General features: G+C 69.4%; 27 protein-coding genes and 2 tRNA genes. 14 read left to right on the top strand and 15 right to left on the bottom strand.

Annotation, left to right across the window (positions count from 1 at the left end):
- The 3 genes from ASF40_RS21030 to ASF40_RS03900 all read left to right on the top strand — a co-directional run.
- Positions 1-544 (top strand): hypothetical protein (locus ASF40_RS21030; RefSeq protein WP_235560129.1); only part of this gene is annotated, 544 nt, incomplete at its 5' end.
- The gene (locus tag ASF40_RS03905; RefSeq protein ID WP_056366891.1) at positions 541-1,551 is read left to right on the top strand and encodes a zeta toxin family protein; all 1,011 of its coding nucleotides are present in this window, start codon (positions 541-543) and stop codon (positions 1,549-1,551) included. The genes ASF40_RS21030 and ASF40_RS03905, both read left to right, overlap by 4 nt.
- Positions 1,548-2,129 carry a recombinase family protein gene (locus tag ASF40_RS03900; protein ID WP_056366889.1) on the top strand — a complete coding sequence of 194 codons (582 nt, stop codon included), beginning with the start codon at positions 1,548-1,550 and terminating at the stop codon, positions 2,127-2,129. The genes ASF40_RS03905 and ASF40_RS03900 overlap by 4 nt, the downstream gene beginning before the upstream one ends.
- Positions 2,130-2,170: 41 nt before the next feature.
- Here ASF40_RS03900 and ASF40_RS03895 read toward each other — a convergent pair whose 3' ends face one another.
- The 6 genes from ASF40_RS03895 to ASF40_RS03870 all read right to left on the bottom strand — a co-directional run bounded on the left by ASF40_RS03895 (position 2,171) and on the right by ASF40_RS03870 (position 5,136).
- Positions 2,171-2,548, bottom strand: coding sequence for a hypothetical protein (locus ASF40_RS03895; RefSeq protein WP_056366886.1), 378 nt, complete (start codon positions 2,546-2,548; stop codon positions 2,171-2,173).
- Between the two features lie 120 nt (positions 2,549-2,668).
- Positions 2,669-3,001 carry a hypothetical protein gene (locus ASF40_RS03890; protein ID WP_056366882.1) on the bottom strand — a complete coding sequence of 111 codons (333 nt, stop codon included), beginning with the start codon at positions 2,999-3,001 and terminating at the stop codon, positions 2,669-2,671.
- A 230-nt stretch (positions 3,002-3,231) separates the two neighbouring features.
- Positions 3,232-3,453, bottom strand: coding sequence for a hypothetical protein (locus ASF40_RS03885; protein ID WP_056366878.1), 222 nt, complete (start codon positions 3,451-3,453; stop codon positions 3,232-3,234).
- A 41-nt stretch (positions 3,454-3,494) separates the two neighbouring features.
- A complete protein-coding gene (locus ASF40_RS03880) occupies positions 3,495-3,800 on the bottom strand; it encodes a hypothetical protein (protein WP_056366874.1) in 306 nt (101 codons plus the stop codon).
- On the bottom strand, positions 3,797-4,864 hold the full coding sequence (locus ASF40_RS03875; RefSeq protein ID WP_056366870.1) for a hypothetical protein: 1,068 nt from the start codon (positions 4,862-4,864) through the stop codon (positions 3,797-3,799). The genes ASF40_RS03880 and ASF40_RS03875 overlap by 4 nt, the downstream gene beginning before the upstream one ends.
- Positions 4,861-5,136 (bottom strand): glutaredoxin family protein, encoded by a 276-nt coding sequence (locus ASF40_RS03870; protein ID WP_056366866.1) that lies wholly within the window; start codon positions 5,134-5,136, stop codon positions 4,861-4,863. The genes ASF40_RS03875 and ASF40_RS03870 overlap by 4 nt, the downstream gene beginning before the upstream one ends.
- A gap of 184 nt (positions 5,137-5,320) precedes the next feature.
- On the opposite strand from ASF40_RS03870, the gene ASF40_RS03865 reads away from it, so the two are divergent.
- From ASF40_RS03865 to ASF40_RS03860, 3 genes are read left to right on the top strand one after another with little or no spacing between them, the layout of a single operon-like run.
- The gene (locus ASF40_RS03865) at positions 5,321-5,923 is read left to right on the top strand and encodes a hypothetical protein (protein ID WP_056366862.1); all 603 of its coding nucleotides are present in this window, start codon (positions 5,321-5,323) and stop codon (positions 5,921-5,923) included.
- Between the two features lie 41 nt (positions 5,924-5,964).
- The gene (locus ASF40_RS21025) at positions 5,965-6,219 is read left to right on the top strand and encodes a helix-turn-helix transcriptional regulator (RefSeq protein ID WP_157549405.1); all 255 of its coding nucleotides are present in this window, start codon (positions 5,965-5,967) and stop codon (positions 6,217-6,219) included.
- Positions 6,216-7,343, top strand: coding sequence for a tyrosine-type recombinase/integrase (locus tag ASF40_RS03860; protein WP_056366860.1), 1,128 nt, complete (start codon positions 6,216-6,218; stop codon positions 7,341-7,343). Before ASF40_RS21025 ends, ASF40_RS03860 begins: the two co-directional genes overlap by 4 nt.
- 56 nt (positions 7,344-7,399) lie before the next feature.
- Here ASF40_RS03860 and ASF40_RS03855 read toward each other — a convergent pair.
- Positions 7,400-7,488, bottom strand: a tRNA-Ser gene (locus ASF40_RS03855).
- Between the two features lie 121 nt (positions 7,489-7,609).
- Between ASF40_RS03855 and ASF40_RS03850 the strand changes: the two genes are divergently transcribed.
- On the top strand, positions 7,610-8,302 hold the full coding sequence (locus ASF40_RS03850) for a DUF2278 family protein (protein WP_056366858.1): 693 nt from the start codon (positions 7,610-7,612) through the stop codon (positions 8,300-8,302).
- 46 nt (positions 8,303-8,348) lie between these two features.
- Here ASF40_RS03850 and ASF40_RS03845 read toward each other — a convergent pair whose 3' ends face one another.
- Together ASF40_RS03845 and ASF40_RS03840 are read right to left on the bottom strand one after the other, a co-directional pair.
- Entirely contained in the window at positions 8,349-9,590 is a 1,242-nt protein-coding gene (locus ASF40_RS03845; RefSeq protein ID WP_235560128.1) for an LCP family protein, read from the bottom strand.
- An 80-nt stretch (positions 9,591-9,670) separates the two neighbouring features.
- On the bottom strand, positions 9,671-10,957 hold the full coding sequence (locus ASF40_RS03840) for an LCP family protein (protein WP_056366852.1): 1,287 nt from the start codon (positions 10,955-10,957) through the stop codon (positions 9,671-9,673).
- Between the two features lie 397 nt (positions 10,958-11,354).
- Here ASF40_RS03840 and ASF40_RS03835 point away from each other — a divergent pair, with 397 nt between their 5' ends.
- Positions 11,355-13,196: a DUF4012 domain-containing protein gene (locus ASF40_RS03835; protein WP_235560127.1), complete on the top strand. Its 1,842-nt coding sequence runs from the start codon at positions 11,355-11,357 to the stop codon at positions 13,194-13,196.
- A 38-nt stretch (positions 13,197-13,234) separates the two neighbouring features.
- Here the strand turns inward: ASF40_RS03835 and ASF40_RS03830 are convergent.
- From ASF40_RS03830 to serS, 3 genes are all read right to left on the bottom strand, one after another.
- A tRNA-Ser gene (locus ASF40_RS03830) sits at positions 13,235-13,319 on the bottom strand.
- A 61-nt stretch (positions 13,320-13,380) separates the two neighbouring features.
- Positions 13,381-14,289 carry an HAD family hydrolase gene (locus ASF40_RS03825; RefSeq protein ID WP_056366845.1) on the bottom strand — a complete coding sequence of 303 codons (909 nt, stop codon included), beginning with the start codon at positions 14,287-14,289 and terminating at the stop codon, positions 13,381-13,383.
- Positions 14,286-15,551, bottom strand: coding sequence for a serine--tRNA ligase (gene serS / locus ASF40_RS03820; protein ID WP_056366842.1), 1,266 nt, complete (start codon positions 15,549-15,551; stop codon positions 14,286-14,288). The genes ASF40_RS03825 and serS overlap by 4 nt, the downstream gene beginning before the upstream one ends.
- Positions 15,552-15,648: 97 nt before the next feature.
- Between serS and ASF40_RS03815 the strand changes: the two genes are divergently transcribed.
- Together ASF40_RS03815 and ASF40_RS03810 are read left to right on the top strand one after the other, a co-directional pair.
- Entirely contained in the window at positions 15,649-16,995 is a 1,347-nt protein-coding gene (locus ASF40_RS03815; RefSeq protein ID WP_082496849.1) for a diacylglycerol/lipid kinase family protein, read from the top strand.
- A 60-nt stretch (positions 16,996-17,055) separates the two neighbouring features.
- Positions 17,056-18,411 carry a cryptochrome/photolyase family protein gene (locus tag ASF40_RS03810; RefSeq protein WP_056366839.1) on the top strand — a complete coding sequence of 452 codons (1,356 nt, stop codon included), beginning with the start codon at positions 17,056-17,058 and terminating at the stop codon, positions 18,409-18,411.
- Positions 18,412-18,432: 21 nt separating this feature from the next.
- On the opposite strand, the gene ASF40_RS03805 is transcribed toward ASF40_RS03810, so the two are convergent.
- Complete coding sequence (locus ASF40_RS03805) at positions 18,433-19,419, bottom strand: aldo/keto reductase (RefSeq protein ID WP_056366836.1); 987 nt, start codon at positions 19,417-19,419, stop codon at positions 18,433-18,435.
- A 118-nt stretch (positions 19,420-19,537) separates the two neighbouring features.
- Here ASF40_RS03805 and ASF40_RS03800 point away from each other — a divergent pair, with 118 nt between their 5' ends.
- Together ASF40_RS03800 and ASF40_RS03795 are read left to right on the top strand one after the other, a co-directional pair.
- Positions 19,538-20,179 (top strand): NADPH-dependent F420 reductase, encoded by a 642-nt coding sequence (locus ASF40_RS03800; RefSeq protein ID WP_056366832.1) that lies wholly within the window; start codon positions 19,538-19,540, stop codon positions 20,177-20,179.
- A gap of 106 nt (positions 20,180-20,285) precedes the next feature.
- Entirely contained in the window at positions 20,286-21,350 is a 1,065-nt protein-coding gene (locus tag ASF40_RS03795) for an LLM class flavin-dependent oxidoreductase (RefSeq protein WP_056366829.1), read from the top strand.
- Positions 21,351-21,365: 15 nt separating this feature from the next.
- On the opposite strand, the gene pheA is transcribed toward ASF40_RS03795, so the two are convergent.
- A complete protein-coding gene (gene pheA, locus ASF40_RS03790) occupies positions 21,366-22,346 on the bottom strand; it encodes a prephenate dehydratase (RefSeq protein WP_056366826.1) in 981 nt (326 codons plus the stop codon).
- Positions 22,347-22,539: 193 nt separating this feature from the next.
- Here pheA and pgm point away from each other — a divergent pair, with 193 nt between their 5' ends.
- Positions 22,540-24,183: a phosphoglucomutase (alpha-D-glucose-1,6-bisphosphate-dependent) gene (gene pgm, locus ASF40_RS03785; protein WP_056366823.1), complete on the top strand. Its 1,644-nt coding sequence runs from the start codon at positions 22,540-22,542 to the stop codon at positions 24,181-24,183.
- 89 nt (positions 24,184-24,272) lie between these two features.
- Here pgm and ASF40_RS03780 read toward each other — a convergent pair whose 3' ends face one another.
- Entirely contained in the window at positions 24,273-24,554 is a 282-nt protein-coding gene (locus tag ASF40_RS03780) for a GlsB/YeaQ/YmgE family stress response membrane protein (protein ID WP_056366820.1), read from the bottom strand.
- A 184-nt stretch (positions 24,555-24,738) separates the two neighbouring features.
- Between ASF40_RS03780 and ASF40_RS03775 the strand changes: the two genes are divergently transcribed.
- Positions 24,739-25,653, top strand: coding sequence for a PmoA family protein (locus ASF40_RS03775; RefSeq protein WP_056366818.1), 915 nt, complete (start codon positions 24,739-24,741; stop codon positions 25,651-25,653).
- Positions 25,654-25,829 lie beyond the last annotated feature (176 nt).

Here is a 25,829-nt window from a genome sequence, read left to right as displayed (position 1 = left end):
GGCGGAGGAGAGAATCTCGGCGCGGAATAAGGGAGCGCAGCGACCGCGTGCCGAGAATCTCGGAGGAGCCAGCGGCGTGCAGCTTGCGCGGACGACACCGGCCCGTATGCTGCCGCAGGCTTCCAGACGAAACAGCGCGCAGCGCGAAGAAGCGCGCCGGCCGAAGGACGGCGGCCACACCCGCCAATCATCAGCCGGTTGTCTCGTTGGCGGGCGTCGCCGCGTGACCGTCAAAACTCAACCGATAACGTTTGTGACGCGCGATAGACTGCGGATGGGAGGTCTCATGGTTGGTGAACCGTCGGCGTGGCGAGCGAACGACGTCGTTGCCTATGACTCGCTGCGCGAGACCGCCAATGCGGCGATCGCCATTCTGCTCCGGCTGTCGACAACGGGCGCAATGAGCGAGACTGAGTCGCTCTCGGCCGCCCGTGAGATTCGTCAAGGCGTTCTCGGCGTCGATGGTTTCGACCGTGCGCAAGTGGACTGGCAGCGTGCGCTCCTCGACGAGCGGCTCGCGGAACTGACCTCGAGGTTGCAATGACGGAGTGGACGCCGTCCGAGGAGGAGCGACTGCGGATCTTCGAAGAGCAGATCCTCCCCGTCGTCTTTCCGCCGCACCCAGCGGTGGAGACACCGACCCTGCTATTGCTGGGTGGGCAGCCAGGGGCTGGCAAGTCGCGCGCGACCTCGCGGTTACTCGCCGACTCCCCCAGCGACATGGTGGCACTCAGCGGCGATGACTTGCGTGCCTTCCATCCGCACTTCTGGGAGTTGAGTCGCTCACGTTCCCTCGAGGCGCCGCAGATTCTGGCGGAGTCGACTGCCGGCTGGCTGCGCAGCTGCCTCGCGCACGCCCGAACTTCGGGCCGATCGCTGCTGCTCGAGGGGACTTTTCACACCCCAGAGATTGCGTTCGCGACGGCCGATCTGTTCAGCCGTCACGACTTCGCGACGCGGGCTGTGGTCGTGGGAACGCCGCGAGCGGAGAGTCTCATGTCGACGGCATCCCGATATCTGTTGGATGCGCGCGCCGGACGCGCGTCGCGGTTCACCAGTGTCGCGATCCATGACGGGGGCTGGCAGGGCACACGGGCCCTCGTCGAACGGTTGGACTCGTCCGCGGAAGTGGACCGGCTGACGATCATCGACCGCGACGGCGCGCCGCGGTATGACGCCGAGCGGCCCGATGCGGGCGGCTTCCCGGGAGCGGTCCGTGAGATCGATCGTGCGCGGTCGGTGCCGATGCCCAGCGCGAATGCCATGCGCTGGCTGTCGGAGCTGCGCGCGATGACCGACTACGTCATGACGGTCGGGAAGACCCCGGAACCGTTGGCGGAGCTGCTCGTCGAGTTGCACCAGGTGGCACTGCAGGACGTACTGCCGACGTTTGACCTTCCCGCCGATTCCCGGGCACGGCCGGCGCTCGAGGCGAGCCTCGCGGGCCGCCTCGTCACGCTGCGCCAAAGTCTCCCCGCGCGGCCTCGCGCCACGGATCTCACGGCACCCGTCATCCCGGTGCCGCAGCCCCACCGCGGACTTTCGCGATGACGCAGACTCTCGGCTACACGCGTGCGTTGCTGTCAACCGATGATGCCGCCGAGGACGCGCAGGCGCTGCGGAACCAGGGCGCGACCCGGGTCTTCATCGACGCCCTGGAGGAGCGTCCGGCGTCACGTCCCGAGCTGGACGCATGCCTCGGAGCGCTACAGCCCGGCGATGTCCTCTTGGTCACGACGGCGGCGCGGCTCTCGCACTCCGTCGAGCATTTCGTACTGACTGTCACCCAGTTGCGCCGCGCCGGGGTGAGCCTGCGCTGCCTCAGCGAGCCAGCGTTGTCGACGACGTCCACGGCCGCATCCCCCGGTGATGTACTGGAGGCGCTGGAAGGGCTACGCAGTCGGCTCGCCGGCCTCCGCACGCGGAGGGGGCTCGACGCGGCTGCGGCCACCGGACGACGGCCGGGGCGGCCTCGGGTGATGACGGACGACAAGGTGGCGATCGCGCGCGAGCTTCGGGGGCAACGCCGGTCGTTCGTGCAGATCGGCCGCGCGCTCGGCGTCAGTGAGGCAGCTGTGCGACGGGCATTGAACTCCCCCTCGGACGCGACTGCGACAGAGGCGACCTAGCGCACGATTTCCGCTGCACGCAGGTTTCGCGTACGTGATCGTCAGTTGAAGGTGGCGTACAGCGCCGGCCCGAGCACGAGCGCGAGATAGGCGAGCACGCCGGCCGCAGCCACGAACACACCGGCGACGAGCGCAGCGCGGAGGCCCGGCCGTGCGTGCACCCCGTCTTTCATCTGCTCCCAGCCCTCGGCATCGCCGATGACCTGGTTCACCATGACCAGGCTCTCCTCCTGGGTGCGCCCCGGAAGAGTGTCGCCGCCGTCAGTGATGCTCTGGCGCAGTTCGGCGAGTTCGCCGATGCCGGCACCGTCTGTGGTGCGACCGTAGGTGAGGGTGCGCAGCGCTATCATCTGCCGCGCCCGCGAGGTCGGGCCGGGGAAGGCGCGCGGGTCGGTGGTCGACCGGTACAGATCAGTCATCGCCACACCCCTTCCCGAGTCCGTGGTTCCTATCCTGCCGCGATCCGGGTGCTTTCTCGACCCGTGCGATCCGAACGAGTCGGGCGCGAGGCGTTACTGTGCGTCCCGTTGAGTCCACGATCAGGCGTCCCGGACTGGTGGGTGGGTGTCAATGTCGAGCCAGCCGCGGACGGTGGGTTCGTGGTGGGGGTCGGTTTCCCAGTCGGGTTCGGTGAGTGCCCAGCGGTGCATCAGGCGTGCCGCGGTGCGGGTGCGCCTGCCGGCGTCGAGAACTTCGGCGAGGGCTTCGGCTTCGTCGAACTGGAGGCTGCAGATGACCTGTTCGTCGTGGCTGGCGAGGATCTGGTCGACGACGTCGGCGAGGTGGTCGACGGCGTCCTCCAGGTGGTCCCAGGCGACGATGCTGTCGGGGACGTCGCGGTGTCCGGTGGTGGACGTCGTTGTCGTGTTCATGTCGGTTTCCTCGTTTCTTGACTTCGGTGGTGCCTTTCCTGGCAAGTGGCGTCGTGTGCGAGCGGAGGGTGTGCAGTGCCGGGTCGTGGAATACCGGAGGCCCGGAGCCTGCGGAGGGGTGAGGATATGTCGTCGAAAGCCCGGCACGGAGCACCCGGAGGGAGCTACGATGACCGGCCAGGAAAGGCATCGGCCCGGTCGCGAATCTTCAGCGCACCCAATTCGGTGGGTCAGGGCGACGGCATGAGTTCGCTCACAGGGGTGAGCCCGAGCGGGACCGCTGCAGCGATCGCGACGACGCTGAGCAGGCCGGCGGCGATGACGGTGTGTGCGGCGGCGCGGAGGCGGCCGTGTAGCACCTGGCGGGCGGCGGCGACGAGCAGCAGGACACTCGCGATCGACGCGACCGTGACAACGCCGGTCGTGACCTGGAGGTGCGTGGGGATGTCCATGGCGGTTCCTCCTTCCTGGTTCAGGTGACGTGGTGGGCCTGTCAGAGGGCGTCGAGGGGACGGTTGTCGCCGCTGAGCGCGAGCAGGCGCCGGATGAACGCTTGCCGGTCTGCGGTCGGGGTGACGATGAGGGTGCGGACCGTCGCGGCGAACTCGGCGAAGTGCTCGTCGGGGAGCCCGGCAAGCGGGGCGAGGCACCAGGCGAGGTCCTCATCTAGGCTCCACCCTGGTTCGTCGACGGGTTTGCCGGGGTGGTAGGTGAAGGCGCAGACCGCGACCCGGTACAGGGCGGCTTCCGCGGCGGAGCGGTCGAGCAGGGTCGGGTCTGGGGTCGGGGTGGTGGTCATCGGTTCATTCCCATCGGGTTGTTCGGGCTCAGCATCGGGTGCGGGGCTGCGGGGTCGAGGTGGTGGGGGCGGCGTGGCGGTTCTCGGTGCCGCAGCCGGTTGTTGATCTGTTTGCCGATCGCGTCCATCCGGGCTTCTTCGGCGGCGGCGCGGATCTGCCAGCCGCGGGGCTGCTGCGCGGCCAGGTACCTGCGGGCTTCCGCGGTACGGGCCCGGTCGGCGTAGCTGAAGTCGGTGGCCAGGGTGTGTTCGATGCGGGCGCGCTGGCTGTCGCGTTCGAACCTGGCCACCACCTCGGCCGGGACTGGCTCGACGGCTTCCAATGACAGGCCCCGTCGGCGACGCAGCGCGGCAACCTCCTCAGCCGGCCACTGCTGGGCGAAGAACGCGTCGGCCGCCGCCGTGTTGGCACGGCGCTCGGCAACTGGGGTGGTGTGCAGGCGGCGCGGGGGCAGGCCGGCGTGGAGGCGGCGCGTCTCGCGGTCTTTCCAGGCGCGGTTGGCGGCGAGCACCTTCTCCCGGTTGGCGGCGTAATACGCCCGCCGTTTCGCCTTCTGCTCCTCCGCGTGCGCGGCATAGTAGGCGCGAGCTGCGGCCCGCTTCAGTTCCGGGTTCTCCCGGTGCTCGGCGCGCAGCTTCGCGTTGCGCTCGTCGCGGTGCTTCTCGTACCAGCGTCGCTGGATCACCGCCCGGGCGGCACGGTAGCCCTCCGGGTCTTCGGCGAGCTTCCGCAGCCGCCACTGCCGGGTGTACTCGTGATGCTTCGCCTTGTTCGCCTCGTAGTACTTCTTCGAACTGACCTGGCGCGACTGCTTTCGCCGCCGCTCCTGTCGCTTCTTCTCGGCGTAGCGGCGGGCTTCCGCACGCTTGACGTCGGGATGCTCGGCGTCGTACGCGGCCCGGTACTCCCAGATGTGCGCGGCGTTGCGCTCTCGCCAGGCCCTCTTGTACTCCCGCATGTGGTCGGCGTGCGTTTCCCGGTAGCGGCGCCGAGCCTCACGCTCGCGCTGCGGACGTTCCTCGCGACCCGGGTCCGCCTCAACGTCCGGGTTCTGCAGGCTCACCGGTCGCTCCCCTGCTCGAGGAGGCGCGCGGCGAGCCGGTCGATGAGGTCCGGTCGGAACCCGGACCAGTGGTGGTGAGGCTCATTGTCGACCAGGACGACGGGCGCTTCGGTGTATCCGAGTTCGTCGGTCACGAACTCCCGATGAGCCGCGTTGCGGTCGTCGGTGAGGTCGATCACGGTGAACGGGATGCTCGCGGCGACCAGACACCGACAGGTCAGGATGCACCGCATGCAACCGGGGCCGGTCGAGTACACGGTGACGGTGATCATCGGTTCACTCCCGATCGCTCCCCAGCCTTCGCCCTGGCCACCCCTGCACGGACCCTGCTCATTCGCTGCTCCAATCACTCGAAGTTGCGTAAGTAACAATTGCTTCTTCCTTAGTGAAGCACTAACCGCTACACTCGACAAGAGTCAGATGCGAAAGCATCGTGCGGTTAGACAGACTGAGGGGGTGAACGTTGACGTGAAGACGATCGAGGGCCACGAGATGACACCGTCGGCGGCGACCCAGAAGGTCGGGCGCGTCCTGCGCGTTGCCCCCGCGTTCGTGGGGACATCCGTCGATGCCGACGTTGGAGTCCAGACCGGCGTCGTCGCTCGCTACGTCCCAAGCCAAGGACGGTACGTCATCAAGGAAGTAAGCCATGCTGCAGTACGCGATGACGTCGAAGTGAACTACCCCACAGTGGCGAGAGTGGGAACGCAGGCCATCGTGCAGATCGCGGCGCCCCGCTGCATCTTCCTGACGCTCGACGACGAACGAGATCCGCTCGCGACGTGGGTGAGCGCGGCGGAGCTGACGACCAAGGCCGGCAGGATTCTTTCCCCCGCGGTTGCTGCGGAGGTGGTGCGACGAGGCGGGAGCGACGCGCGCATGGAGTCGATCGAGCTGCTGTACGGGGTAGCCGCTCTAGCGGGCCTGCCGCCAGCCAGGTTGATCCAAGAGGAGTTGGGCATCCCCCACAGAACGGCATCGGCGTGGATCATCGCGGCGCGTAAGGCGGGGCGACTTTCAGGCATGAACTACAACGCCGGTCGACCGGCAGGCAGCTGAGCAGCCAGGGACGGCCGTTTCTGGTAGATCCGAGGGTCATCGTGAACCGCACTCAAATCAGCCCCGTCATCGACTCGGAAGAGGAGTCCGATGCGACGAACAATGACGTCCCAGATCACCTCGAGTGTCTGTTCTACTCCGAGTCGGAAGCAGCCGACAGACTTGGTCTGCACCGCACGACTTTGCGTGCCCTCGCGCTCCAGGGCCGTGCTCCAATCGAGCCGATCCATCTGACGGAGCATCGACGGGTGTATCGCCGCATCGACATCCATCGACTGGCCGGGATCGAACCGTGAGCATCGAGACGCGCCAGACCAAGGCTGGCAAGACGTTCTACCTCGTGCGGGTGAAGTCCGGCCGCGAACTCGTCGCGACCAAGGCCTTCGACACCAAGCGCGAGGCCGAAACGTGGGAGAGGGCGCAGAAGCACCTCATCGAAACGGGTCGGCCCCTAGCCCCGAAGCGCTCGTTCACGCTGAGGAACCTCGTCGAGCTCTTCAAGGCGGCACGTGCGGACGGCAACCCGCACACCGTGGACACCGACAACAACAACCTGGCAGCACTCCCGAGAACGCTACTCGCCCGCCCTCTCGCATCGATCCATGCGGGCGACGTCCGCGCCCACCTCGTCGCCGAACTCCGACGGGGAAAGAAGCCGGCGACCGTGGCTCGAGCCAAGACGACCTTGAGCGCGCTATTCACCTACGCGGACCAGGAAGGGCTCCTGCATCAGCCACACCCTGTGCGCACGATGCCCAAGATCCCCGAGCTCGCAGTGACTCAGCGCTCGGTTGGCTCGGGCGACATACCGACCCGAGAACAACTGACCGCGCAACTCGCCGCCGTGCGCGAGAAGCGCGACGACGTCGCCGATCTGTACGAGTTCAAGGCATTGACTGCGCTGAGGTGGGGCGAGATCCGTGCTGCTCGGGTGGGATGGTTCGTCGAGATCCCGCTTCCGCAGTTCGCCGTGGGGCGTTCCCACTCCAACGGCTATGACGAGAAGGACCCCAAGTCCTGGCGCGGCACCCGAGTCGTGCCGCTCTCGCCTCGCGCTGTCGAGATCTATCGAAAGCACGCCGCTGGCAAGGCACCCGACGACTACCTGTTCACCAATCGACTCGGTGGCCAGTTCGCCGTGGGGCTCATTCGCAAGTACCCCCTTGGCTTTCGCCCGCACGCGCTTCGACACTATGCGGCCTCGAGCTGGCTGCGACTCGGGACCCCGATCAACGAAGTCGCCGAGTATCTGGGAGACGATCCGCGCACGGTGCTGAGGGTCTACGCCCACATCCTCGGCGAAGGCCAGCGCCGTGAGCACCTCACCCGCTTGGCGGCTGCCGAGGTCGCCGAGACACAGAGCGAAGATGACGGGGGACACCTGGGGGACACCTGGAGCCGTTCCGGCCCCAACCTGTGAATAGATGACGCGGCGTCGACACACAAGAAAACCCCCGCTGATCGGGGGTTTTTCTGCGGAGACGGAGGGATTTGAACCCTCGGTCCCCTTACGAGGACTCCACCTTAGCAGGGTGGTGCACTAGGCCTGACTATGCGACGTCTCCAGGCATCCGGTCGCGAGAGCGCGGATGCACCCAGCAATCATAACCGAGACCGGGACCGCTTCTTGCACGCGTGGAATCAGCAGCCGGGTATCACCCGCGGTCGCGGCTCGCTCATCCCGGTATGCCGTTCACACAGTACGGAGTGCTCAGCGGAACCCTCGTGTCGCATCAGCGCGACGACCCCGACGAGTTCGGACGGTGGTGGCACGTCAACCTGAAGCTGCGCAGCGGGGCCCGTGACTACCACGTCGCGGTCGACGTCGACAGCAAGAACTCCGCCGCGGGGGTGCAGTGGAAGACCATCCGCACCACGGGCGCGAAACTCGGCTGGCCGGCGCCGCCGGCTCCGGCCTTCACGAAGCTCCTCTCCTCCCCCGCCTCGGGCGCCCTCGACGTCATCCGCCATCGCGAGCTGCGAGTCGTCGGCATCCGCTGGTTCCTGCAGTGGCTGTTCCGCGCACGGGATGCCGTGGCCGCCGATCGTTCACCTTTCTGGGTGCCGTTCCTCCGGCCGTGGCGCTCCGGCGACCAGCTCCAGGCGTCGCAGGCGCTGGAGGCGACGCTGCGCGTCGGCGCGCTCACGCTCGTCTGGGGCGAGCCGTTCCCCGAGGGCGCGGCTCCGGCGTCGGTGCAAGGCATCCATAACGTCCATCAGAACCAGGGCGACCCCGCCGGGTCGCAATGGTTCCCCGAGAACGGGATCTGGCAGGACGGCGGGGTCGCGACGCAGCAGCCCGACGGCAGCTGGGTTGTGTTCATCTCGAAGTTCTCGACGCAGTCCGACCGCACCGACAGCCTCGGCCACCCCGTGTGAGCCGGAACCCACACGGGCGAATCAGCGCGGCCGAGCGGCCGAGCGGCTACCGACCCTCGGGCTGCGTGCAGGTGGTCTGCGCCGCGGTCTGCCCCGCGATCGCCGACGGCAGCTCGACACGCGTCTCCGCCGCCGGAGTCTCGGTGACCGGAGCCTCAGCCGCGGGTGTCTCGCCAGCCGCCTCGGTCGCGGCAGGCGTCGGAGCCACCTCGGGCTTGACAGCCTCGCCGGTGACCTCGACGCCGTAGCCCTGGCTCGCGTCGCCCGTCAGCGTCAGCGGCTGGTTGGCCTTGAGCGCGTCGAAGAGCATCGTCGCGGCGTCCTTCACCGGCATGACCCGGCTGGCGCCGTCGCCCGAGGCGTAGCTGGTCGGGTACTGCACGAAGACGATGTCCTCGTAGGGCACGTCCTTGACCGCCATTGCGATCTGCACCATGAGCGTCGGGTTCGTGAGGCCGGAGCTCAGCACGAGCTGCTCCTGCTGCACCTGGCTGATCGCGGTGGTCGCGAGGTTCAGCAGCGTCGCGGGGTTGGCGAGCACCGAATCGGACTGGAGCTTGCGCACCATCGACGACATGAACTGCTGCTGGTTCGAGATACGGCCGAGGTCGGAGCCGTCGCCGATGCCGTGGCGGATGCGCAGGAACTGCAGCGCCTGCACGCCCTGCAGCGTGTGGGTGCCTGCGGTGAGCTTGAGTCCGGTGTGCGAGTCGCTGATGTCGCCGGCGACACACACGTCGACGCCGCCGATGGCGTCGGACATGTTGATGACACCGGTCCAGCGGATCGCCGCGGCGAAGTCGATCTGGTCGTCGATGAGGGACTCGATCGTGAGCACCGTGCACGCGAGGCCGCCGTACTCGTAGGACGCATTGAGCATCTGCGACGACATCGCCGAGTAGCTGCCGCTGCCGCTGCCGTCCTCCTTCGGGCACGACGGGATCGGCACGAGCATGTCGCGCGGGAACGACACCACGGTCACGCGACGGGGCTCGTCCGAGATGTGCACGAGCATCGTGACGTCGTTGCGCTCCCCCTCGGTCGCCTTGGCCTGGCACGCCCCCGACAGCGTGGCGTTCGCACCCTCGCACGAGTCGGTGCCGACCATGAGGATGTTCACGCCGCCCTCGATCGCCCCCAGCGACGGCGGCAGCGGCTTCTCCTCATCGAGCACGACGGCGTTCGCGGTGATCGTCTGCGACGCGTCGAACAGGTTGTACGCGGCGATGCCGGCCGCGCTGACGCCGAAGACGCCGAGCACGACGCCGAGCATCGCGACGAGAGTCATGAACGGATGCCGCGACTTCAGCACTCCGTGGCGCGCAAGGGGCGTCTGGCCCTCTCTCGAGGGCCGCTTGTCCGACGCCATCAGCCGTTGGACCTGACGTTTCCGGCGGAGCAGGTCTGCTGAGCGGCGTTCTGTCCCGGGATGTTGTCGGGGAGTGCGACGGCGGTCTCGCTCGGTGCGGGCGTCGCCGAGGGATCGGCGGTCGCCGTGGGTGCGGGGTCGGCGGGCGCCTCGGTGGGCTGCGGGTCGGCCACGATCACTCCTCCGGTGAGGTCCTGGTCATGCGTGACCTCGAGCGACTCGTTCGCCGCGAGCGCCGCCCACAGCTGTTCGGCCGAGTCGTAGTCGGGCACCACGCGGTTGACGTCGGCGGGGTCGGTCAGCACCGGGTACTGAACGAACACGATGTCTTCGAACGGCACGTTCTTGACGGCCAGCGCGATCTGCACCAGCGTCATCGGGTTGGTCAGCGACTTGCTCGGCGTGATGTTGTCGACCGCGGTCGCCGCGAGCTTGTACAGCGTCGCCGGGTTCGACAGCACCTCGTCGCTCACGAGCTTGCGCGCGAGGCTCGACATGTACTGCTGCTGGTTGCTGATACGCGCCAGGTCGCTGCCGTTCTGCAGGCCGTGGCGGGTGCGCAGGAACTGCAGCGCCTCGACGCCCTGGATCGTGCGGGGTCCGGACGGCCAGTTGATGCCGGTGTACTTGTCTTTGATGCCGCCGTTGCCGATGCAGACGTCGACGCCGCCGATCGCGTCGGTGATGTTGATGACGTTGCCGAAACTCACCTTCGCGGCGAACGGGATGTTCTGGCCGCTGAGCTCCTTGATCGTCTTCGCGACGCAGGAGAGTCCGCCGTAGCTCCACGCTTCGTTGATCTGCGTCTTGTTCGTGGCGGAGGTGGTCGAACCGTCCTCGCGCGTGCACGACGGGATCGGCACCATGAGGTCACGAGGGAACGACACGACCGTCACCCGGCGCGGGTTGTCGGAGATGTGCACGAGCATGTTGACGTCGTTGAGCTGCCCTTCGGCGTCCGCGCCGGTGCAGCGATCGCCGAAGATGGAGGCGAACTCCTCCTCGCACTCGTCGGTGCCGACGAGGAGCACATCGACGCCGCCCTCGATCGCGCCGATGTCGGGCGGGACGGCGCCCTGGCCCTCGAGCTCGACCGCGCTTTCGGTGAAGCTCGCCGTGAAGTCCGTCGCGGCGTACGCGGCGACGCCGGCACCCGATACCAGCACGACGGCGGCGACGATGCCGACGAGCTTCAGGATGAAACCGAACGGGCTCGGAGACGACAGCTCACCGTGACGGGCCACCGTGCGGCGGCCGCGCCTCGTGGGCTTGTGCGTCGAGCTCACTCGATTCCTTTCCCCATCAGGGTCGTCACACCGCGGAGGAAGCGGTGGGGCAACCCGCACGACGTCACTGCGGACAAGAATTCCACAGTCGTTCCATCATTCGCTCGCACAACGTCAGAGCGCTGCCGAAGCACCGGGGTATCCTCCCACACCGCCCTGTGGGTGCGCTGAGGGCGCGCGCCGCGACGACGACCGACTCCCGCGTGTCAGGATCCCGTCACCGTCACCCGGTAGCATCCTGGCCGTGACCGCCTCTGGGCCCTCGCCGGCACCGCATCCAGCCACGACGCATCGCCTTGCCCGGAGACGGTCGGCAGCGACCCCGCTTGCCCGCCACGCCGCGCGGGAGACGAGGGCGCAGCTCCGTCGCAGGCGCAGGAACCTCCTGCTGTGTGTGGTGGTGGGACCGGTCGCGACGGTGCTTCTCGCCGGGCTGTTCACCGTCGGGGCGTTCGTGCAGCAGGTGCTGCAGGTCCGCGACGACATGGAAGCCGCGAAGGAGCAGCTCAAGGTGCTCGCCGCTGCCGCCGTCTCGATGGACATCGCCGGGCTGCAGCAGGCGAGCGACGACGTCGTCATCCGGACGGAACGGGCGCGAGCCACGTCGAACGGCGTCCTGTGGGATCTCGCCGCGGAACTCCCCCAGGTCGGCAACAACGTGCTCGCAGTGCGCACCGTGGCAGAAGCGGTGAACACGATCACGTCGCAGTCACTTCCGCCCCTGGTCGCCATGATGGCCGCCGCCGGCACGGATGAGCGCAGCGAGGACAGCCTCGGGATAGACCTGCGGCCCTTCCTCGGGGCCGGGCCGGTCCTGCCGACGATCATCTCGTCCCTCGAGGACGCGTCGGCGATCGCCGCAGGTATGGATCGGACGGGTGTGCTCCCGGCCGTGTACGAACCCCTCGACGGGATGGTGGAGCTGATCGCGGTGGCCGTTCCGGCCCTGAACATCGTGCAGGAGCACCTGCCGGCGATCCTGCACGCCGCCGGTGCGGACAAGCCCATGCTGTACCAGCTGATGATCCAGACGCCGGCGGAGATCCGTGCGACAGGCGGCGGGCCCGCCCATTGGCTGGTGCTGAAGGTCGACAACGGCAGGATGGAGCTGCTCGGCCAGGAGAACGGCGTGGACCTGATGTACAGCGAACTTCCGTCGCTGGGCTTCGACACAGTCAACGGGTCGCTCATCAAGCTGCCGGCGGGGACCCGCTCGCTGTATCCCTTCGAGCTGGCGAACTGGTCGTCGAACTTCACGATGACCCCGCACTTCCCCCGTGCCGTGGAGCTGTTCCAGGCGACGCGCGAGTTGACCGGGAAGCAGGAGTTCGACGGGGTGATCTCCATCGACCCGATCGTGCTGGCCCACATGCTCGAGGCGACGGGTCCGCTGACCCTCGCCTCCGGCGAGACAGTGAGCTCCGAGAACACCGCCTCCTTGCTGATGAGCGAGCCGTACGAGCGGTTCGGGACCGACAACGCCGCGATGGACGCGTACTTCAGCGAGGTGACGTCGGTCATGTTCGACGCTCTCACCGGCGGAGGCTGGGAGATCGGCGCGATGTGGGATCAGCTCGTGCGAAGCGCAGCCGAGGGCCGCGTGTTCGCGTGGTTCGAGGATGACGGCCTGCAGTCGCTCGCGCACGAGTACGGCCTGGACGGAGTCCTCCGGGAGGACACGACGGAAGCCACCCAGCTCGGCATCTACTTCAACGACTACACAGTCGGCAAGCTCAACTACTGGCTCGACTACACGCAGCGTGCCAGCTGCAATGTGGAGGAGCGCACGATCACGGTCACGATGGATCTGCACAGTCGCATGAGCGAGGACATCAAGAGCGAGTACACACTGGGGCTGCGCAACCAGTTCCGCGGGATCGATCCGCGCACGATGATGCTGGACGTGCTGTTCTTCGCCCCTCCCGGCGCGGAGATCCTGTGGACCGACCCGAAGCGGGGCGACTGGCAGGACTCCGCGAACTGGCAGGGCAATCGCTTCCGCGACCGTTCCGGCGTCGACCACGACAACACCGCGGTCAGCCGGACCCTTCTCCTCGAGATGGGCGAGAAGCGGACGATCTCGTACGAGGTCGAGCTTCCCGATGGCGACCTGGGCCCGCTGGAGCTGCGGCACTCGCCCGGACCCAACGACACCGAGGTCACCGTCGACGCGAACTGCGGCGCGCTCTTCGCCAGCCCCGAAGGCTCCCGCAACGTGAGGCTGTCGAAGATCGGCTGAGCCTCGACGCCGCGGAATGCCGCGTCAGAGGCGCTCTGCGGAGGGTGTGGGATTCGAACCCACGGGACATTGCTGCCCACTGGTTTTCAAGACCAGGTCCATCGGCCGCTCGGACAACCCTCCCGACCGATGCGACCGCAGGCGGAGGCATCCGTCGAACAAGCGTCGAGTCTAGCCGACGGCGTCAGAGGCGGCGGAGCACCGCGGCCACGCCGCCCTCGTGCACCGAGTCGGTGATCTCGCCCGCGGCGTCGCGCACTTCCTGCGGCCCCTGCGCCATCGCGACCGCGCGGCCGCCGTTGTCGAGCGCCCAGCGGAACATGCCGACGTCATTACGACCGTCGCCCATGACGAGGACGTGCGCGGGGTCGATGCCGAGCTCGGTGCGCACCAGCTCGAGTCCGGTGCTCTTGTCGACGCCCTTCGGCGCGATGTCGAGCCAGGCGGTCCAGCCGACCGCGTAGGAGACGTGGTTGAGGCCGATGCGCTTCACGAGGTCGACGAAGTCCTGCTCGCCCTTGTCGGGCGAGACGACGACCACGCGACAGACCGGCTGAGCGCCGAGCTCCTCGAAGGGCACGCGGCGCGCGTGGACGAGGTTCCAGTCCTCGAGATACTCGGTGTACAGGCGCTGCCCGTCAGCGAGTTCGACGAGGTAGCGGGCGTCGGGCAGATGAACCCGCAGCTGCTCGAGCACCTCGCGCGGGTCGAACGTCTCGACATGCCAGCGCTCGTAGCGCAGCTCGTCGGCCTCGACGCGCTTGAGCACGACGGCGCCGTTGGAGCACACCACGAACTCGGGGGCGATGCCCAGCACGCGCACGATGCCGCGGGTGCCCTCCCAGCTGCGCCCGGTCGCGACCATCACCTCGTGGCCGGCGCGGTGCGCGTGCTCGACGGCGTCGACGACGCCGGGGCTGAGCGATTCGTCCTCGAGGAGGACGGTGCCGTCGATGTCGAGGGCGATCAGAAGCTGCTCGGTGGCGACGGCGGGGTCCTCGGTGTCGCGCGCGACCCGCTCGACGAGCTTCGCGGCCTTCTTCGGCGCGACGACCTTGATGGAGCCGGTCTTCGGCAGGTGCGCTTCGCTCACGCGATGGGCTCCATCACCTCGAGCCCACCGAGGAAGGGCCGCAGCACCTCCGGCACCGCGACGGAGCCGTCCTCGCGCTGGTGGGTCTCGAGCAGTGCGACGATCCATCGGGTGGTCGCGAGCGTGCCGTTGAGCGTCGCGACGGGCTGTGTCTTGCCACCTTCGGGCCGGTAGCGGATGTCGAGCCGGCGCGCCTGGTAGGTCGTGCAGTTCGACGTCGACGTGAGCTCGCGGTACGCGTTCTGCGTGGGCACCCAGGCCTCGACGTCGTACTTGCGGGCGGCGCTCGAGCCGAGGTCGCCGGCGGCGACGTCGATCACGCGGTACGACAGGCCGAGGTCCTGCAGCATCCCTTCCTGCAGCGCGACGAGGCGCAGGTGCTCCTCCTCCGCCTGCTCGGGCGTCGTGTAGACGAACATCTCGAGCTTGTTGAACTGGTGCACGCGGATGATGCCGCGGGTGTCCTTGCCGTACGAGCCGGCCTCGCTGCGGTAGCAGGTCGACCACCCGGCATAGCGCTTCGCGCCGCGCGACAGGTCGAGGATCTCGTCCATGTGGTAGCCGGCCAGGGGCACCTCGCTCGTGCCGACGAGGTACAGGTCGTCGTCTTCGAGGTGGTAGACCTCGGCCGCGTGCTTGCCGAGGAAGCCGGTGCCGCGCATGACCTCGGGACGCACCAGCGTCGGCGGGATGATCGGCGTGAAGCCGGCCTGCAGCGCCCGGTCGAGCGCGAGGTTCATGAGCGCGATCTCGAGCCGCGCGCCGATGCCGGTGAGGAAGTAGAAGCGGCTCCCCGACACCTTGGTGCCGCGCTCCATGTCGATCGCGCCGAGCTTCTCGCCCAGCTCGAGGTGGTCGCGCGGCTCGAAGCCGAACGCCGGAACCTCGCCGTGCGTGCGCAGCGTGACGAAGTCGTCTTCGCCGCCCGCCGGCACCCCCTCGATGACGATGTTCTCGAGCGCTCCGAAGGCTTCGGCGGACGCCTCCTCCGCCGCGGCGACCGCGTGCTGGGCCTGCTTCACGCGCTCGCTGAGGTCCTTGGCCTCGGCGACGAGCGCGGCCTTCTCCTCTTTGGGAGCCTGCGCGACCTTCTTGCCGTGCGCGTTCTGAGCGGCGCGGAGCTCCTCGAAGGCGGTGATCGCGGCGCGGCGCGCGCGGTCGGCCTCGACGGCGGCGTCGACGGTGTCGGGTGACTCTCCCCGCGCCTCCTGCGAGCGCTTGACCAGCTCGGGATTGTCGCGAAGCAGCACGGGATCGATCACCCTGCAAGCTTAGTCGGCGAGCGCAAGCGGAGACCCGGGGTGCCAAGCCCCACGTCGGATGCGCCCGGCGGGAGATTCGGGTCCTAATCTGTACCTCATGGCGACGGCATCCGGATCGGGCGACGAGGTTCCCGCCGACGGCGTCCCCGCAGAAGACGTGCGCACCGGCGAGATCCCCGCCGACCTCACTCCCCACCCCGCCGACAAGATCTACGCCGACGGACCCGGCACCTCCGAGCTCGACCTCGCCGAGGTGCAGCAGGAGATATCGGATGCTGCGCCCCTGGCCGCCGCGCCCTCGTCCGAGTCCGACGCCCCCGACCCTGCGAAGGCCGCCGCGCCCGACGACGTCATCCGTCAGCCCGATGACGTGGAGCCCGACACGGCCCACGACGAGAGCGGCCACGCGCGTCGTGTCGGCCCGGAGGGCGCCACCCGCCCGATCTCGGAGGACGGCGAGCGCCCCTCGCCGAAGGCGGCGCTGGTGTACAACCCGATCAAGGTGGACGCCGGCACGCTGCGCGACACGGTCACGCGTCTCGCGGCGAAGGCCGGATGGTCGGAGCCCCTGTTCTACGAGACCACGGTCGACGACCTCGGCGACGACGTCACACGCCAAGCCCTCGAGGAGGGCGTGGATGCGGTGCTCGTCGCCGGCGGCGACGGCACGGTGCGCGCCGTGTCCGAGGCGATGAGCGGCAGCGGCGTGCCCCTCGCGATCGTTCCCAGCGGCACGGGCAACCTGCTGGCCCGCAACCTCAAGCTCCCCCTCACCGAGCCCGCCGCGATGGTGCAGGCGGTCTTCGACGGCGACACGCTCGCCATGGACGTCGGCTGGACCGAACTCGCCCGACCCGACGGCACGACGGCCGAGCACGCCTTCGTCGTGATGGGCGGCATCGGCCTCGACGCCGCCATGATCGCCAACACGAACCCGCAGCTGAAGAAGACCGTCGGCTGGGTCGCCTACGTCGACGGCGCGGCGCGCTCGCTGCCGAACGCGAAGCCCTTCCGCGTCGTGTACGAGCTGCCTGGCCACCGGCTGCACTCGTCGAAGGTGCAGAGCGTGCTGTTCGCCAACTGCGGCAAGCTCCCGGCCGGGCTCGACCTCATCCCCGAGGCATCCATCGCCGACGGCGCGCTCGACATCGTCATCTTCCAGCCCAAGGGACTGTTCGGCTGGCTCTTCGTCTGGCGACGGGTCGCGTGGGACAACAGCTTCCTGCGCCGCTTCCGCGCCGGTCGCCGCGTGCTGTCGCTGCGCACGAAGGACAGCGCCGTCGTCTACTCGCGCGGCGCCGGCATCGAGCTCGCGACGCACGAGGCACGTCCGGTCCAGCTCGACGGCGACGAGTTCGGCGAGGCGCTCTCGGTCAAGACCCGGGTGGAGGCCTCCGCCCTCCTCGTCGTGGTCCCCAAGGGCCACACCACCGACGGCCTCTGACCGCGCCTCGCCGTTGTCAAGACCGCCGATCCGGCGCCTCCGCCCCGGCAGGATGGGGCCATGGCCCGACCGTCGATCGTGTGGTTCCGCGATGACCTCCGCCTCGCCGACAACCCCGCGCTGCGTGCGGCGATCGACCGCGGCGAGCCGATCATCGCGCTCTACGTGCTCGACGAGGAGTCTCCCGGAATCCGCCCGCTCGGCGGCGCCGCGCGGTGGTGGCTGCACCACTCGCTCGCCTCGCTCGGCGAGCGGCTGCGCGAGCGCGGCGCGACCCTCGTCCTGCGCCGCGGCCCCGCCGAGCGCGTCGTGCGGGAGCTGGTGACGGATGCCTCGGCCGGCGCCGTCTTCTGGAACCGGCGCTACGGCGGCCCCGAGCGGGAGGTCGACGCCGCGCTCAAGGCGGGGCTGCGGGAGGAGGGCGTCGAGGTCGCCTCCTTCGCCGGCTCGCTGCTTTTCGAACCCTGGACCGTGAAGACCGGCGCCGGCACGCACTTCTCGGTGTTCACCCCGTTCTGGCGCGCGTGCCTCGCACTGCCGTCGCCGCGGGCACCGCTGCCGGAGCCGCGGGAGGTCGCCGGCGCGCGCCGGGGTGCAGCATCCGATTCCCTCGACGACTGGGGACTGCTCCCCCGCCACCCGGACTGGGCGGGCGGGCTGCGCGAGACGTGGGAACCGGGCGAGCCCGCGGCACGACGGCGACTGCGCGCGTTCCTCGACGACGACCTCGCCACGTACGACCGGGCGCGGGACGAGCCCGCGGCCGGCGCGACGTCGCTGTTGTCGCCCCGGCTTCGATGGGGCGAGGTGAGCCCGTACACGGTGTGGCACGAGACGGTCGAGGCCGGGCACGGCGGGCGCTTCCTCTCGGAGCTCGGCTGGCGCGAATTCGCGTGGCACACGCTCTTCCACTTTCCGGAGCTCGCGACGAAGAACCTGCGGCCCGAGTTCGACGCGTTCCCGTGGCCCCGGCTCAAGCCCACGCACCTCGCGGCGTGGCAGCGGGGACGCACCGGCGTCCCGCTCGTCGACGCGGGCATGAGGGAGCTCTGGACGACCGGCTACATGCACAACCGGGTGCGGATGGTCGCCGCATCGTTCCTCGTGAAGAACCTGCTGATCGACTGGCGGCGCGGCGAGGAGTGGTTCTGGGACACGCTCGTCGACGCCGACGAGGCGAACAACCCGTTCAATTGGCAGTGGGTCGCAGGATCAGGCGCCGATGCCGCACCGTACTTCCGGATCTTCAACCCGGAGCTGCAGGCGAAGAAGTTCGACGCCGATGGGCACTACCAGCGCGAGTGGGCTCCCGAGTCGCTGGGCGACGACGGGCCCGAGCCTCTCGTCGATCTCGGCGAGACCCGCAAGACGGCGCTGGCGGCGTACGATCACGTCAAGCGGGCCGCGCGCTCCTGAGCGCACGACCCGCTCGAGGCGTCACCAGGCGTAGGCCTCCGGCGCCTGCCCGCCTGGGCCGGGGAACAGCTCGTCGAGGGCCGCGAGATCCTCGGCGCTCAGGTGGATGTCGAGCGCCGACACGGCCGACTCGAGCTGGGCGACCGTGCGGGGGCCGATGATCGGGCCCGTCACCCCGGGCTGGTGCAGCAGCCACGCGAGGCCGAGTGCCGACGGCGTCCAGCCGCGCTCCTTCGCGAACGCCTCGTACGCGGCGATCTGGTCGCGGCGCTGCTCACGCTGCGACGTGATGCGCTCGGATCCGGACCGGGCCGCGGCATCCGTCGATCCGCCGCTGAGAAGTCCGCCCGCGAGCGGCGACCACGGCAGGATGCCGAGGCCGTAGTTCTGAGCCGCCGGGATCACCTCGAGCTCGATCGAGCGCTGCGTGAGGTTGTACAGCGACTGCTCGCTCACGAGCCCGAGGAAGTGGCGATGCTTCGCGATCTCGTTCGCCTGCGCGATGTTCCACGCCGCGAAGTTCGAGCTGCCGGTGTAGACGACCTCGCCCTTCGCGACGAGCACCTCCATCGACTGCCAGAGCTCCTGCCACGGGATGTGCCGGTCGATGTGGTGGAACTGGTACAGGTCGATGCGGTCGGTCTGCAGGCGCTTGAGCGACCCGATCGCCTCGCGCCGCACCTGCCACGCGGACGCGCCGCGGGCGTTGACCACATCGCCGTCAGCGGTCGGATCGACCATCGGCGAGTGCACCTTGGTGGCGAGCACGACGTCATCGCGGACGCCGGGCCGGGCGGCGAACCAGCGCCCGATGATCTCTTCGGTGGCGCCGCGGCCACCCGAACCGCCGTAGCCGTTGGCGGTGTCGATGAAGTTGACGCCGAGCTCCAGCGCGCGGTCGAGGATGGCGAACGAGTCCTCCTCCGAGGTGCGGTCGCCGAAGTTCATCGTTCCGAGCACGATCCGCGAGACGGAGGTGCCGGTTCGTCCGAGGTGGGTGTAATCCATGCCGACATCGTCACACGGCCTCGTGCGGTGGCGGGCCGAATCGCGAAAACGCTTCCTCGATGTCCTCCTGTGACGAGTTCGCGGAATGGGATGCTGCTCCCCGCGGTTGCGGCTCGACATGACCACGATCGGAATCATCGGTGCAGGACACATCGGCAGCGCGCTCGCCCGCGCCTTCTCGGGACTCGGCTACGACGTCGTGATCTCGAACTCACGCGGACCCGAGAGCCTCGCGGGGCTCGTCGACGAGCTGGGGCCGAAGGTGAGCGCGGCGACTGCCGCCGACGCGGCCGCGGCCGCCGACATCGCGGTGGTGACCGTGCCGCTGAAGGCGCTGAAGGACGTGCCGGTCGAACCGCTCGCCGGCAAGATCGTGCTCGACACGAACAACTACTACTTCGAGCGCGACGGCCACATCGACGCCCTCGACCGCGGAGAGGCGACGACCTCGGGGCTCCTCCAGCAGCACCTGCCGACCTCGAAGGTCGTGAAGGCGTTCAACCACCTGTACGCGTCCGACATCAACGCCGGCGGGCTCGCCGCCGGCGACCCGCAGCGCCGGGCACTCGGCACCGCGAGCGACGACGACGACGCCATCGAGTTCGTCACCGGCGTCTACGACGCGCTGGGCTTCGACACCGTGAGCGCCGGTGCGCTGAGCGAATCGTGGCGCCTCGAGCGCGACCGCCCGGCCTACGTCGTCGCGCAGACCGCCGACGAGCTGCGCGACAACCTCGCCAAGGCGAACCGCCTGCCCTGAGTTCTGACCGCGCTCGGCGCGTTTCGTCTCGCTCGTTCCTCGCTCGCTCAACGAGCGGGATAGGTGATCCGGAATGCGGATGCCGGGGCGCGGGTTGCCTTCAGCGATGAGCACTGCGATCCCCGCCCCGGCCCTGTCCGTTCTCGACCTCGTTCCGGTGCGCACCGGGCAGACGAGCGCGCAGGCGGTCGCGGCATCCCTCTCCCTCGTGGACGCGGCGGATCGGCTCGGTTATCGCCGGTACTGGTTCGCCGAGCACCACAACATGCCGGCCGTCGCCTCGACCACTCCCCCGGTGCTCGCGGCGGCCGCCGCAGCCCGCACGTCGCGCATCCGGCTCGGGTCGGGCGGCGTGATGCTGCCGAACCACTCCCCGCTCGTCGTCGCCGAGCAGTTCGCGGCGCTCGAGGCCCTCGCGCCGGGGCGCATCGACCTCGGCCTCGGTCGGGCGCCGGGCTCGGACCCGGTCATCACGCAGCTGCTGCGCCAGAGCGGCACCACGAGCGACGTCGAGCGGTTCCCGGACCACGTGCGCGACATCATGTCGCTCGTCGCGCCGGACGGCGCCTCGCTGCGCTTCACGTCCGGCGGCACCTACGACGTGCACGCGACGCCGGCCGCCACGACCACGCCCGAGGTGTGGCTGCTCGGCTCGAGCGACTACTCCGCGCAGCTCGCCGCCTCCCTGGGCCTGCCGTACGTGTTCGCGAACCACTTCTCGGGCGAGGGCCTCGAGCGTGCTCTCGAGCTCTACCGTTCTTCCTTCGTACCCTCCGAGGCGCTCGCGGCGCCCCGCACCTTCCTGACCGCGAACGTGCTCGTCGCGCCGACGCAGGACGAGGCCGAGGCGCGCGCCCTGCCCAACCTCCGCATGACGGCGCGTCTGCGCACCAACAAGCCGCTCGTCCCGCTCGAGACCGTCGAGCACGCGCTCGCGAACGCGGCCGACTTCGCCGGCCTCGGCGACACCTTCATGGCCTCGGCCCGTGCGAAGTGGTTCGTCGGCACGGCGTCGGCCGTGGCATCCGATCTCCGCTCCTTCGCCGCGAAGCACGGCGTCGACGAGGTGATGATCTCCCCGATCGCCGGATCGTACGAGAACGAGCCGATGGATGCCGCACCCGGCCGCCTGCAGACCCTCGAACTGCTGGCCGCCGAGCTCGGGCTCTGAGGCCTGCGGGCCTCGTCAGTCCTGGACTTCGGGTTCCCCGGAGAGGAGACCCCGCAGCCAGTCGCGCGCCTCGACGAACACGTCATCGGCGTAGCGCTCGGGGTAGCGCACGACGGCGCGATCGGCGCGCGGGTACGACCCGAGGAACGTGACGCGGGGGCTGAACCGGCGCAGGCCCATCAGCGCGTCGGCCATGCGCTCGTCCTCGAGGTGCCCGTCGGCGTCGACGACGAAGCGGTACCGGCCGAGCTCGTCGCCGATCGGGCGCGAGGCCAGCAGCGACAGGTTGATGCCGCGGGTGGCGAACTGCTCCAGCATCTCGAGCAGGGCGCCGGGGTGATCGTCGGGCAGTTCGACGATGAGCGACGTCTTGTCGGCGCCGGTGGGCGGCGGCGGCACGACGGTGCGGCTCACCAGCACGAAGCGGGTCACCGCGTTGGGGTTGTCGCCGATGTTCGAGGCCAGCAGTTCGAGCTGGTGATGCTCGAGGATCCCGGGAGGCGCGATCGCAGCATCCGCGTCGCTCGATCCGTCGAGCAGCCCCATCGCGCTCGCGACGTTGCTCGCCGCCGGCACGTGGGCGTGGGCGGGAAGCGCGGCCGAGAGCCACTGCAGGCACTGCGCGTATGCGACGGGGTGTGCGGCGATGAGCGAGATGTCCTCGAGTCGCGCACCCGGACGCCCGACGAGGACGAATTCGACGGGCACGAGATACTCGCCGACGATGCGCAGGCCCGGCACCGTCGCGAGGGCGTCCTGCGCCGTCGAGACCCCGCCGTCGACCGAGTTCTCGATCGCGATCATCGCGGCGTCGGAGCGCCCCTCGACGACGTCGGCGAGCGCCTCCCCCACGTTGCGCACCGGCCGCCACTCGTGGCCGCGGGCCTCCGGCACCTGGGCGAGCGCCGCCTCGGTGAACGTGCCCGCAGGGCCCAGGAAGCTGTACGTGCGGCGGACGGGAACGGATGCCTCGGCGGAGGCGACCTCGGAAGTCACGCGTGCCAGCCTAGCCCGGGCCCCGTGGGCCCGATCCCGTCCGTAACTCAGGATGGAGGTCGCGCGACATCGACCCCGCCCGCGGAATTCCGGGGGCCGCGCCCACGGCGCGGCGCACCGGTCCTGAATTGCGCACCGGCGCAGGGTGTCACGGACCGTGCGCGGCAGGCCGAGGACGGGCAGACTGGGACGCATGACTCGCGCAGGACAGCCGGCCGAAGCATCCGACCTCATCGACATCGATGAGCTGATCGCCGCTTATTACGACCTCAAGCCGGACCCCGCCGTCCCGGAGCAGCGCGTCGCGTTCGGGACGAGCGGACACCGCGGCTCGTCGCTGTCGGCGAGCTTCAACGAGACCCACATCCTCGCCACGACGCAGGCGATCGTCGACTACCGCAGGGCACAGGGCATCGACGGCCCACTGTTCCTCGGACGCGACACGCACGGCCTGTCACTGCCGGCGGAGCGCAGCGCGATCGAGGTGCTCGTCGCGAACGGCGTCGATGTGCGCGTGGACGCCCGCGACTCGTGGGTGCCGACCCCCGCTCTCAGCCACGCGATCCTCGCCTACAACCGCGGGAAGGATGCCGCGGACCCGGGCCGCGCCGACGGCATCGTCGTGACGCCGAGCCACAACCCGCCGCGCGACGGCGGCTTCAAGTACAACCCGCCGAACGGCGGGCCCGCCGACACCGACGCCACGAGCTGGATCGCCAACCGCGCGAACGAGCTCATCGCGGCGGACCTCGAGGGCGTGGCCCGCACGCCGTTCAAGGACCTCGACGGCGACAAGCTGGGCGAATACGACTTCCGCGACGCCTATGTGCGCGACCTCGCGAACATCATCGACGTGGAGGCCATCCGCTCGGCCGGCGTGCGCATCGGCGCCGACCCGCTGGGCGGCGCCTCGGTCGAGTACTGGGCGCTCATCGCCGAGGTGCACGGGCTCGACCTCACCGTCGTGAACCCCGACGTCGACCCGACGTGGAAGTTCATGACGCTCGACTGGGACGAGAAGATCCGCATGGACCCGTCGTCGCCGTCGGCGATGGCCGCCCTCGTCGCGCGCCGCGACGAGTACGACATCCTCACCGGCAACGACGCCGACGCCGACCGCCACGGCATCGTGACGCCCGACGCCGGGCTGATGAACCCCAACCACTACCTCGCCGTCGTGATCGACTACCTGTACTCGCACCGGCCGGACTGGCCGACGGATGCCGCGGTCGGCAAGACCCTCGTGAGCTCGATGATCATCGACCGCGTGGCCGAATCCCTCGGGCGCGAGCTGCTCGAGGTTCCGGTCGGTTTCAAGTGGTTCGTGCCCGGGCTGCTGGACGGATCCGTCGCCTTCGGCGGCGAGGAGTCGGCGGGAGCGTCGTTCCTCCGCAAGGACGGCTCCGTCTGGACCACCGACAAGGACGGCATCCTGCTGTGCCTCCTGGCATCCGAGATCCTCGCGGTGACCGGCAAGACGCCGTCGCAGCGCTACGCGGAGCTCGAGGCCGAGTTCGGCGCTTCGGCGTATCAGCGCGTGGACGCCCCGGCGTCGCCCGCGCAGAAGGCCGCACTCGGCAAGCTCGCCCCGGAGGCGGTCACCGCGACCGAGCTCGCCGGCGAGCCCATCACTGCGAAGCTCTCGCACGCGCCGGGCAACGGCGCCGCGATCGGCGGCCTCAAGGTGCAGACCGAGCACGCGTGGTTCGCCGCGCGTCCGTCGGGCACCGAGGACGTGTACAAGCTGTACGCCGAGTCGCTGCGCGGACCCGAGCACCTCGCGCAGGTGCAGGCCGAGGCCCGCGAGGTCGTGTCGCAGGCCCTCGCCGGCGCCTGACCGCCGCCACACACAGCGACGCCCGGACCCGTGCGAGGGAGCGCACGGATCCGGGCGAAGTGTTGTGCGTTCGAACCCGGGGCAGCCGATCAGGCGCGGTTGACGCCGCGGCGACGCGTGAAGAGCACGTAGAGGCCGAGCACGACGATCGCGCCGAGGATCGAGCCGATGATGCCCGACGGCTGCAGGAAGCCGCCGTTGGGGTCGCTGCCGAACAGCAGGAAGCCGAGGAAGCCGCCGACGAACGAGCCGACGATTCCGAGGACGATCGTCAGCAGGATGCCCATGCTCTGCTTACCGGGGATGACGGCGCGAGCGATGAGGCCGGCGATCAGGCCGATGATGATCAGGCCGAGGATGGTCCAGAGCATGTTTCTCTCCTTCTGTCTCGTGGACTCCGCGGGGGGTGCGGGGTCTCGTATGAGATGACGACGACGCTATCCCCGCCGTGGCGCGCGGGGATGCCTCTACCGCTCGGGCCTCCGGAGAGGTACATTACGCGCCCGCAGGAGCGGCGGGGAAGCGTTTTCCGTCGATCTGGGCCACAATGGAACCGTGACCGACCTCACCCTCCGCCTCGACCAGACCGATGCGACCGTCGTTGCCGCCGGCGTCGACATCGCGCGATACGCGTTCAACCCGGGAGGCGAGATCTCGGAAGGCCCCAAACCCTTCCTCCACCCGCTCCGGGCGCTCGACGGCGCGCTGCTCACCGGCTTCCGCCCGTGGGACCACCGGTGGCACAAGGGCCTCCAGATGACCTGGACGCACGTGTCGGGCCAGAACTTCTGGGGCGGGAACACGTTCCGCCCCGAGCACGGGGACTACGCGCTCCTCGACAACGTCGGCACCATCCGGCACGACGGCTTCACGGCGGTGGCCGACGCCGGGCCCGAGGTCTCCTTCACCGAGGAGCTCACGTGGATCACGCAGGGCGGCCAGGAGTGGCTCGCCGAGACCCGCACGCACCGCTTCCACGGCGTCGACACCGCCCGCGGCCTCTGGATGCTCGACTTCTCCACGACACTGCGCAACGTGTCGGGACGCGAGCTCGAACTCGGCAGCCCGACGACCGAGGGGCGCCCCGGCGCCGGTTACACCGGCTTCATGATCCGGATGCCTCGTGCCTGGACCGGAGGCCGCGTGCTGGCCGGCGGCTTTCCCGACGACGCCGGCGACGACGGTGTGATGGGCCAGGTCGCGCCGTGGGTGGCCTTCTCAGGCGAGCACGACGACGTGGACGGGGGCGCCACCGTGCTCGCGTTCGCGGGCGCCTCGACCGGAGCGCCCCCGATCCGCTGGTTCGTGCGCAGCGAGCCGATCCCGGTGCTGGCGCCGTCGCCCTCGTTCGACGAGTACGTGGTGCTGGCCCCGGGCGCCGAGGTGTCGCTCGCGCATCGCCACGTCTTCGGCGACCGCGTGTGGACCCCGGACGAGACGCGGGCCCTGGCGGAGGAACTCGCACCGTAGTCGAGCGGGACTGCGTTCCCGCCTCCTCGCGCGTCATGCCTCCGACAGGTCAACCGGGCTTCTACAGGAGCACGGGCACTGGGGTGCCCCAGTTGTGGTGGAGTCTGGTCCTGTGGTGGAGATGAATGCTGGGAGTAGGGATCCCCGGGCTGGTGGGCGCCATCAGTACACGCCGG

Origin of the sequence: Microbacterium sp. Leaf288 (assembly GCF_001422925.1) — a bacterium.
Lineage (GTDB): Bacteria > Actinomycetota > Actinomycetes > Actinomycetales > Microbacteriaceae > Microbacterium.
Note: the sequence above shows the minus strand (reverse complement) of the source record. Positions and strands in the feature narration are given on the sequence as shown.

Coding starts and splice junctions, on each gene's coding strand:
- ASF40_RS03900 (WP_056366889.1), top strand. CDS start 1,548: ATGACGCAGACTCTCGGCTACACGCGTGCGTTGCTGTCAACCGATGAT.
- ASF40_RS03895 (WP_056366886.1), bottom strand. CDS start 2,548: ATGACTGATCTGTACCGGTCGACCACCGACCCGCGCGCCTTCCCCGGC.
- ASF40_RS03815 (WP_082496849.1), top strand. CDS start 15,649: ATGGCGACGGCATCCGGATCGGGCGACGAGGTTCCCGCCGACGGCGTC.
- ASF40_RS03850 (WP_056366858.1), top strand. CDS start 7,610: ATGCCGTTCACACAGTACGGAGTGCTCAGCGGAACCCTCGTGTCGCAT.
- ASF40_RS03905 (WP_056366891.1), top strand. CDS start 541: ATGACGGAGTGGACGCCGTCCGAGGAGGAGCGACTGCGGATCTTCGAA.
- ASF40_RS03800 (WP_056366832.1), top strand. CDS start 19,538: ATGACCACGATCGGAATCATCGGTGCAGGACACATCGGCAGCGCGCTC.
- ASF40_RS03885 (WP_056366878.1), bottom strand. CDS start 3,453: ATGGACATCCCCACGCACCTCCAGGTCACGACCGGCGTTGTCACGGTC.
- ASF40_RS03810 (WP_056366839.1), top strand. CDS start 17,056: ATGGCCCGACCGTCGATCGTGTGGTTCCGCGATGACCTCCGCCTCGCC.
- ASF40_RS03780 (WP_056366820.1), bottom strand. CDS start 24,554: ATGCTCTGGACCATCCTCGGCCTGATCATCATCGGCCTGATCGCCGGC.
- pgm (WP_056366823.1), top strand. CDS start 22,540: ATGACTCGCGCAGGACAGCCGGCCGAAGCATCCGACCTCATCGACATC.
- ASF40_RS03805 (WP_056366836.1), bottom strand. CDS start 19,419: ATGGATTACACCCACCTCGGACGAACCGGCACCTCCGTCTCGCGGATC.
- ASF40_RS03845 (WP_235560128.1), bottom strand. CDS start 9,590: ATGACTCTCGTCGCGATGCTCGGCGTCGTGCTCGGCGTCTTCGGCGTC.
- ASF40_RS03795 (WP_056366829.1), top strand. CDS start 20,286: ATGAGCACTGCGATCCCCGCCCCGGCCCTGTCCGTTCTCGACCTCGTT.
- ASF40_RS03890 (WP_056366882.1), bottom strand. CDS start 3,001: ATGAACACGACAACGACGTCCACCACCGGACACCGCGACGTCCCCGAC.
- ASF40_RS03870 (WP_056366866.1), bottom strand. CDS start 5,136: ATGATCACCGTCACCGTGTACTCGACCGGCCCCGGTTGCATGCGGTGC.
- ASF40_RS03880 (WP_056366874.1), bottom strand. CDS start 3,800: ATGACCACCACCCCGACCCCAGACCCGACCCTGCTCGACCGCTCCGCC.